Here is a 7,820-nt window from a genome sequence, read left to right as displayed (position 1 = left end):
CAGATATGATTTACAGAGTAATGATTGAAAAAAGCGTTCTTTTCATATGGTAGTGGAATATCGAAAAGAACGCATACATAAAGTAACAAGTTAATTATATTATACAGATAGAATATTGTAAAGGAAAAAGGAGAACGTGTAAAATGAAAAACAAAAAAGTATTATCCACGTCATTATCACTAGGGCTTTCATTAGCACTTTTGATTGGTAATGTTTCAGGTAACATGAATAATGTAAAAGCAAAAGAACAGGGTGAAAAGAAACAGATTTATATGATTCAGGCATCTTCAGAAGAGAAATTGGATGAGGTTGAGCATAAATATTCAATTGCAGAAACATCTGCAGTAGAAAATACAGATAGTGTATCAACGATTTATTTGACGACGCAAGAAGCAAAAGAGTTAAATGAAAAGGAAAAGAATCTTGTTGTTGAGAAAGATAAGGTCATGCATGGCTTTGGGAAAAAAACGAATTTCGACTTGACAGACGAGCAATGGAATTTGAAAATGATTCATGCAAATGAAGAAACGGAAACTGTAGTAAAGGATAAAATAAAGGTAGCAATTATTGATTCCGGAATTGATTATTCGGATGATATTCAAGTTGCTGAACGAAAAAATTTTGTTCCGGATGAAGATAAAGTTTCTGTTTTATATGAAGATGGAAGCGGTCATGGAACGAGTGTTGCCGGAATTATTGCTGCAAAAGATAATCAGGTAGGTATTACAGGAATTAACGATAATGTAGAACTGTATTCGGCTAAAGTACTGGATAGAAATAATCAAGCGCCTATCAGTCGAGTGATTCAAGCAATTGATTGGGCGGTTGAAAAGCAAGTTAATATTATTAATATGAGTTTAGGGGTTAGTTCATACTCTTCTGCATTGCATGAAGCAGTAAAAAGAGCTAAACAGAATGGAATTTTGATTGTAACTGCTGCTGGAAATGGTGGTAAAATTGAATATCCGGCTGCGTTTAAAGAGACAATTGCAGTTGGTTCAATTGGTCCGGACGGAAAGGTGAGTGAAGCAAGTTCTATCGGAAATATGCTTGATCTTGTAGCACCGGGAGAACAGATTTTATCAACTTCAGCATTTGAAGGAGTTATGGCTTCTGGTGGAACTAGTATGGCTGCACCTCATGTGACGGGAATTGCATCTGTTTTATGGCAACAGGATAAGAATGTATCTGCGGATTTTATTAAGTATTTGCTTTGTGTTACAGCTAAGAAATTGGGAGATGAAACAAAATACGGAAATGGTATTGTAGATCTTCAGTATGCGCTTAGTCATTATGATGAATTAAAAAAACAGTATGAAGAATTGAAAAAATCACAGAATGTATCCGATAATTTAGAGATTGATTCTGTTAATGAACATGATTTAGAAACTTTTGATGACGTTGATATTGTTGAGGGAAGATGGGAAGGAAATACACATTTAAGTTTTGCGACAAAATTAACAGGTGATGATCTGAAGGTGTTGAAAAAGGGAGCAACATTACAAGACAGTGCGTCAACAGGACTTAATGGAAAAGGAGCGCATCCTCAGTTTCATGGATATCATGCCCATATAACAACAGATAAAAATGTTTATGTGAATTATATTGCTTGTTATGTCATGCTATCAAAGATGGCAGTGGTTTATGCAACACAAAAGAATTATGCAGATCCAGCTCAGGGAAATTGGATTAATTCCGCGGATTATAAGGCCTTGGCGAATGCAATTGGTGGAGGCGTTGGAAAGTTGTCATGGAAACAGGTATTAGAGAAATATACTATTAGTCAAAGAAATAAAGCACTCATTTTGTATGGAATGGCAATACACACAGCAACAGACTCATTTGCACACTCTGCTGTATTTAATAATACAAGATTGACTGATAAACAAGGTCATGTTACATCTGGGGATTATGCGGGAAGTGAACGTTTGAATGCTGCTAAGCATGTAGCAAATAAATTAATTGCGCGAATAAAAAAGAACTCTTATGACCGTGGTTATGTGGCAGATTTTGCTGTTCCATCATCGATACATAAAAATAAATTCAAAATGGCAAGTATTTCTTCCATGGCAAATGCAGTTAATTCAAATACATATCAAAGCAATAAAGCTGTTTTTGATGCACTTAACATAGCAAGTTTTTCATATGTTAAATAAAAATGCAACTTATTCGCTGCCTAAATCGTATTGTTTACATAGAGGCAGCGAATAAATTACAAATAGGAGGTCTAAGTATGAAAAAAATAATTAGAACATTAGTAACTTTTGGTTTGGCGGTGTCGGTTATCATGCCGGGAGCGCGAGCTTTTGCACAGGAGAATACAAGCGCTGAATTTACATATACGGGAAGTAACGACAGTGATTATAAGGGGCAGAGTACGGTTGTTATTGAGGGAAAAGCAAATTCAGGCAATACTGCGGAATTACAGTGTGTAACAGTAGATATGCGAAAACTCGCACAGTTTAAGAATGCGAAGGTTTTGAAATTTGCAAAGGGAGTCAAGTATGTTGCGTTTAAGACAAAGCCGGATACAGGAGACAAACTGGATGACAAAATTACAGGCGGGGATTATTTGAAATCAGCAGATAAAACGGGCATTGAAAAAATTGAATTTTCTTCCGATTTTGTAAAGCCATATTCACATGATTGGGGCAATTGCATTGAAGAAAAATTAAATCAGTGCTTTCCAAAATTAAAGAAGGTTTCTATTTCGAAAAATAACAAGTATTACAAGGTTTCAAATGATGTTATTTTTTCAAAAGATGGAAAGAAATTAGTTATGTACCTGGCAAACAGACTGGGGAAAAACTATAAAATTCCGGCAAAATGCAGAAAGATTGGATATTACGCCTTTGAGAATGTTCACAACCTTAAATCTGTGACTATTTCAAAAAACGTAAAATCAAAGAATGTAAGTTTTGCAAATGCGGAAAAACTTGAGAAAATAAGTGTTTCTAAAAAGAATAAGGTGCTTGCCTCAAAGAATGGAGTTTTATACAATAAGAAAATGACTACATTGCTTGAGTATCCAATGGGTAAAAAGAACACAAGTTTTAGAATCCCAAAGACTGTGCAAACAATGGATTATGTGCCGGATAACATTTTTATGAAAAAACTTTATGTGCCAAAGAAATTTACATCTGTGTACTATATGAAAAATTGGAAGTCGCTGACAGAGATAAAACTTGAAAAGGGTAACAAAAAACTGGTGGTAAAAGGCGGAGTGATTTACAATAAAAAGCATCCGGAGTGGAAATATGATTTCGGAAAAAATAAATAGGAATAACAAAAGGGAGGAGAAAAATATGGGAAAAAGAAAGATAATCCAAATAACAGTACTTACAACATTAGTATTAACGCTATCCTTTGCATCTGCCAGCACAATGGCAGATGCAAAGACAAAAAATGGGTTTACCTACAAGATAACAAAAAATCAGGTTAAAATCGTTTCATGCAGTAAGAATCAGAAACGAATTGTGATTCCGAACAAGATTGCAGGGAAAAAGGTGACAGCACTCGGTGCCAATGTATGGAAGAAATCATCAAAGGTTCAAACGGTTGTATTACCAAAGTACTTGAAAACAATCGAAAAAAAACAGGCAGATTATGCATGGGGAAATATCGTTAAGAAAAAGAATATATTTTCTACACCATTTACCGGATGCGGTAAGTTAAAAAATATCAAAGTGGCAAAGGGAAATAAATATTTTTGCTCTGCTAAAGGTGTTTTGTATACAAAAAACAAGAAGACGCTTTTGGTTTATCCGGCAGGGCGAACTCAGAAGTCTTATACGATTCAGGGAAAGACAACGCAGATTGGCGAGGCGGCTTTTGAGTATGCTAAATATTTGCAGAAGATTTCATACGGTAAAAAATTATTTTATATTTCAGACGGGGCATTTTTTGCGTCTGGTTTAAGAAGTGTGGAGCTTGCAAAGAATATTTCTAATGTTGGGTTGTATGCGTTTGCTTACAGTACGAAACTTCAAAAGGTGACACTTGGAGATAAGGTGGAACAAATTAACACTCCTTTTATCGGCTGTACAAATTTAAAACAGTTTAAGGCAGATAAAAAGGAAATCGGATATTATGCAGTAAATGATGTTCTTTATTATAAAGATAAAGAAAAAACATATATGAAATGCTATCCGGCAGCGAAGCAGGAGGATTCTTACGAATTTCCGGCTGGTGTAAATGGCGGCGGCTTGTGTTTTGCTAATTGTCGTTACCTGAAAAAGGTTGTGTATGCAAAAGATAGTATAATGGGGCAGGATTTTTATGAGTGCCACAATTTGACTGTGGTATTACCTGATGTTGTGGTGAATCCGGCAATAGGAAGTGAAAATGATTCTTATGATGGTAAGTGGGAGCCGTTTAAGAATTGTACAAATTTTATTTTGCAGGGAAAAAAGAATCCATTTATGCAGTCGTATGCGGTAAGTAAAGGTTTTACTTATAGTATTGTTTGATGAATTTTAGTAAATGTGTTATGCAACTTATTCGCTGTCTCAATCGTATTGTTTACATAGAGGCAGCGAATTTACTGTGAGGGGGGACTATAACTATGAAAAAAAGAATAATTAGAACATTAGCAACCATGGTTTTGGTGGTGTCAGTTATCATGCCGGGAGCGCAAGTATTTGCGCAGGAGATGCAGTTCGTTGAAATGAGGTCTTTAGGTGAATTGACTGATGCAGGAGACAAACTGAAAAAAGAAGAATGGGACAAAATAAAAACATTTCGAGGATGGGGTCATGAAGTTTGGAAATGCGGAGATTATACAGGTTTTTTATCAAATGATAAAAAGGCATTTTGGATTAACGGAATAAAGATTTCGGCAGATACGGTTGAGGTGAGAATTCCATCTGAAATAAATGGTATTAAAGTTATAAAGATAGGTGCATATGATTTTAACGCGGATTATTGCAGTATTTTTGAGAGATTTCCTTATGAGGAAGATAAAATGAGTGCGCCGGCTTATCGTGATGGTAGAAATATTACAAAAATTGTTGTACCTGAGGGAGTGAAAGTTATTGGTCAAAATACATTTGCACACATGAAAAATCTTAAGCGTGTAAGTTTGCCACAGTCTGTAACAGCATTGGAGCATAATGTGTTTTACAAAGACAATCAGTTACAAAAAGTAAATATTGCTGCCGGGAATAAAACATTTAAAGCTAAAAAGAATGTAATTTATTCTAAAAATGGTAAAAGTCTTTATTTGATTTATGGTAAAGTAAAATCAATAACTATAGATGCAAAAGTGAGACAAATTGTCGATTCGGAGAGCCATAAAGTTACAAATAACATCGGTGCGCTGGCTCGTGGCATAAAAGTGTTTATCCACAAAAAGAATAAAGTATTTGGGGCAGAGAATGGATTCGTTTACTTGAAAAAAACAGGCGAATTACTGTATTACGCAAATAAATCAAAAGACCCGGTATTACCAAAAAGTATTAAGAAGATTACGAAAAAGACATACTGGTGTACTTCCTATATTAACAAATTTACGTTATCTAAAAATGTGAGGTATGTAAATGGAAATTATCTGCCGGTGAGGGAAGGGTACCTGAGGAAACTTTATATACCGGGGAAAAATAAAGTTAAATTTGTAAATTGTGATGCCATTGATTTGCAGTCTAAAGTCACCGTTTACGTAAATAGACACCTAAAATCATATTATAAAAAGGTGTTTCGGAAATGTAAAAATGTAAAAGTGAGAATAGGATGAAAAATAAAATATTTGTTGACAAAGTAAGAAAAAAAGATATAATTGAATCAAGTTTTTAAAATGTGTAAAAGGAGGAGGAAACGATTAAGGTTTGGGGAGATTCAAAAGACAGGGAAGCCGCATTGCTGGACGATTTCATGCGGCGGGTTACATATGGGGAACTAAAGCAAAGAATAATCGACGTGGGTAGACATTTGAGCGTTAGACAGCTAGTCGTAATAGAGATGGGAAACAACATAGAATCTGTTGTCTTTTATCTTGGGTGTTTGTTTAAAGGAACTGTAGCTATTCTTGTACATGAGAATCTTTCAGAGTTTGAATTATCCGAGTATATTGAAAAATTTCAGCCAGAATATTTATTTTTGTTAATCTGACAAGTCGTTTTCAATTATGTATGACCAGACTGAAGCAACGGCAAGGATGACCGTGCTGCCATGGATAGAGATGCAGCGAAAAAAGGGGAGTGTCGGCAGGGTGCTCTTTAATGGGAGACTATGGTTATCTAGATGAAGAAGGGTGTTAATTATGAAAAAGGTTTTCTTTTTGCTTATTATGTTTACTTTTTTTATTGAAGCATCTTCTTGTAATAATTCACAGGGGGAGAAACATAATGAAATGAAAGTATCATCAATTGCTGAAACAAAGATACAAACAAAGGATTCTCCTTTTGATGTTGAAAATGGTGTATTAAAAAAATATCATTGGCAGAAATGTGAGGAAACGGAAAACGAAAAAGCGTTTATAACAAGAAATATGATTTGGGTGAACTTGGAACAGGAGAGGAATTATAACGATTTGGTTTTGGTCAAAATTGAAAGGAGATGAAACTTAATGAAAAAGTTAGAAAGTAAATGGACATATGCCGTATTATTACTACCCATGATTTTTTGTGTTTTTTATAGTAAGCTATGTGATGTTAACGCCATGATGAAAGAAAGCAGGTTGATTTTTGACCCATATGGTTCGGCGGGTATTACATGGGCATATTGGAATAGTATTAGTAAGATTACATGGATGCTTTTTCTTGCTTTAAGTTTAGTTTCTATTTTAACGGTAGTGGGGGCTTTTTGTAATTATAAAAGCGCAAAAAAAGCAGCCTATATCACGATTATTTTAAATACATGTGGTGTTCTGTGGCTGTTTATCTTAACACTTGCAGAGAAAAATACTGCTTTGATGCAGCAACTGGCAAAAATATTTGCTTTGCTTAGTGGTGTTAAATATTCGAAACAGGCTAACATTGTGTCAAATACGTATTTTGCTGACAGAGCAATGGTATTAGGGATATTGTTTGCGAGTTTGATTATTTGCTGCATTATAATTGCAAGAACAAAAATCAAGGAAAACAACAACTTAAACCTCTGTAAAATTGTAGGATTTAGTTTGATTGTCAGTTTTGTTCGCTCTTTACTGCAACAGTATTGGCAGTCTAATACAATGATTAAGGTTTTAGGAGTTGGAAATAAGGAAAATCAAGAACTTTTTTCGCAGATGTTTCAGCTAAAAGGTGAGTATTCATGGTATTTTGATTTTCCAATTTTGGAATTGATTATAATGGCAGTCTTGTTGTGTACATTTGATAGAACATCAAAAACAAAAAATATCATAACAGGTGGTGTGGTGGCACTATTGATTCAGTCGAGTGTTATCTTGGGAACGATGTTGCATAGAATAAATAATTTACAACAAGTGTATCAAAAGGAACAGGAATTATTCTATTCAAAAACATTAAAAGCAGATGCTGTGTCACAGTGTATTGGTTTATTTGTGTTTGATTTTATTTCAATTTTTATGTTATTGCTTTTCCTGAAAAAAGAAACAACATTTTTGAAGATAGGTATTGCTCAAATTTGTGTATTGCTGATAAGTGTTTTGTGCATGAAATTGATTGGCACGATACAAAATTACGGAATTGTAGTGGGTATTGTTAGTGCAGTAGTATTTATTTGCTTGTATGTTATGAATACAAAACTACAAAAATGTAAAAGTGAGAATAGGATGGAAAAATAATGTAAAACAAAGGGACTGTCCCGCTGTGAACTGCTTCCCGTCAAGTAGACAATTGAAAAAATATAAATTTTTCCTGCCA

Annotated in this window: 6 protein-coding genes; all 6 read left to right on the top strand. The window is 34.4% G+C overall.

What is annotated here, in order from left to right:
• Positions 1-143: 143 nt before the first annotated feature.
• The 6 genes from DW005_RS13180 to DW005_RS13150 all read left to right on the top strand — a co-directional run bounded on the left by DW005_RS13180 (position 144) and on the right by DW005_RS13150 (position 7,741).
• Positions 144-2,156, top strand: a complete 2,013-nt coding sequence (locus DW005_RS13180; protein WP_117480125.1) for a S8 family peptidase — start codon at positions 144-146, stop codon at positions 2,154-2,156.
• A 77-nt stretch (positions 2,157-2,233) separates the two neighbouring features.
• Positions 2,234-3,280, top strand: a complete 1,047-nt coding sequence (locus DW005_RS13175) for a leucine-rich repeat protein (RefSeq protein WP_181975059.1) — start codon at positions 2,234-2,236, stop codon at positions 3,278-3,280.
• A gap of 25 nt (positions 3,281-3,305) precedes the next feature.
• Positions 3,306-4,469, top strand: coding sequence for a leucine-rich repeat domain-containing protein (locus DW005_RS13170; RefSeq protein ID WP_181975058.1), 1,164 nt, complete (start codon positions 3,306-3,308; stop codon positions 4,467-4,469).
• A gap of 95 nt (positions 4,470-4,564) precedes the next feature.
• Complete coding sequence (locus tag DW005_RS13165) at positions 4,565-5,731, top strand: leucine-rich repeat protein (RefSeq protein WP_117480119.1); 1,167 nt, start codon at positions 4,565-4,567, stop codon at positions 5,729-5,731.
• 525 nt (positions 5,732-6,256) lie between these two features.
• Complete coding sequence (locus DW005_RS13155; protein ID WP_117480115.1) at positions 6,257-6,556, top strand: hypothetical protein; 300 nt, start codon at positions 6,257-6,259, stop codon at positions 6,554-6,556.
• Positions 6,557-6,562: 6 nt separating this feature from the next.
• A complete protein-coding gene (locus DW005_RS13150; protein ID WP_117480113.1) occupies positions 6,563-7,741 on the top strand; it encodes a hypothetical protein in 1,179 nt (392 codons plus the stop codon).
• Positions 7,742-7,820: the final 79 nt, after the last annotated feature.

The sequence above is a fragment of the Clostridium sp. AF36-4 genome (assembly GCF_003435975.1).
Lineage (GTDB): Bacteria > Bacillota > Clostridia > Lachnospirales > Lachnospiraceae > Eubacterium_F.
Note: the sequence above shows the minus strand (reverse complement) of the source record. Positions and strands in the feature narration are given on the sequence as shown.

Coding starts and splice junctions, on each gene's coding strand:
- DW005_RS13150 (WP_117480113.1), top strand. CDS start 6,563: ATGAAAAAGTTAGAAAGTAAATGGACATATGCCGTATTATTACTACCC.
- DW005_RS13155 (WP_117480115.1), top strand. CDS start 6,257: ATGAAAAAGGTTTTCTTTTTGCTTATTATGTTTACTTTTTTTATTGAA.
- DW005_RS13165 (WP_117480119.1), top strand. CDS start 4,565: ATGAAAAAAAGAATAATTAGAACATTAGCAACCATGGTTTTGGTGGTG.
- DW005_RS13175 (WP_181975059.1), top strand. CDS start 2,234: ATGAAAAAAATAATTAGAACATTAGTAACTTTTGGTTTGGCGGTGTCG.
- DW005_RS13180 (WP_117480125.1), top strand. CDS start 144: ATGAAAAACAAAAAAGTATTATCCACGTCATTATCACTAGGGCTTTCA.
- DW005_RS13170 (WP_181975058.1), top strand. CDS start 3,306: ATGGGAAAAAGAAAGATAATCCAAATAACAGTACTTACAACATTAGTA.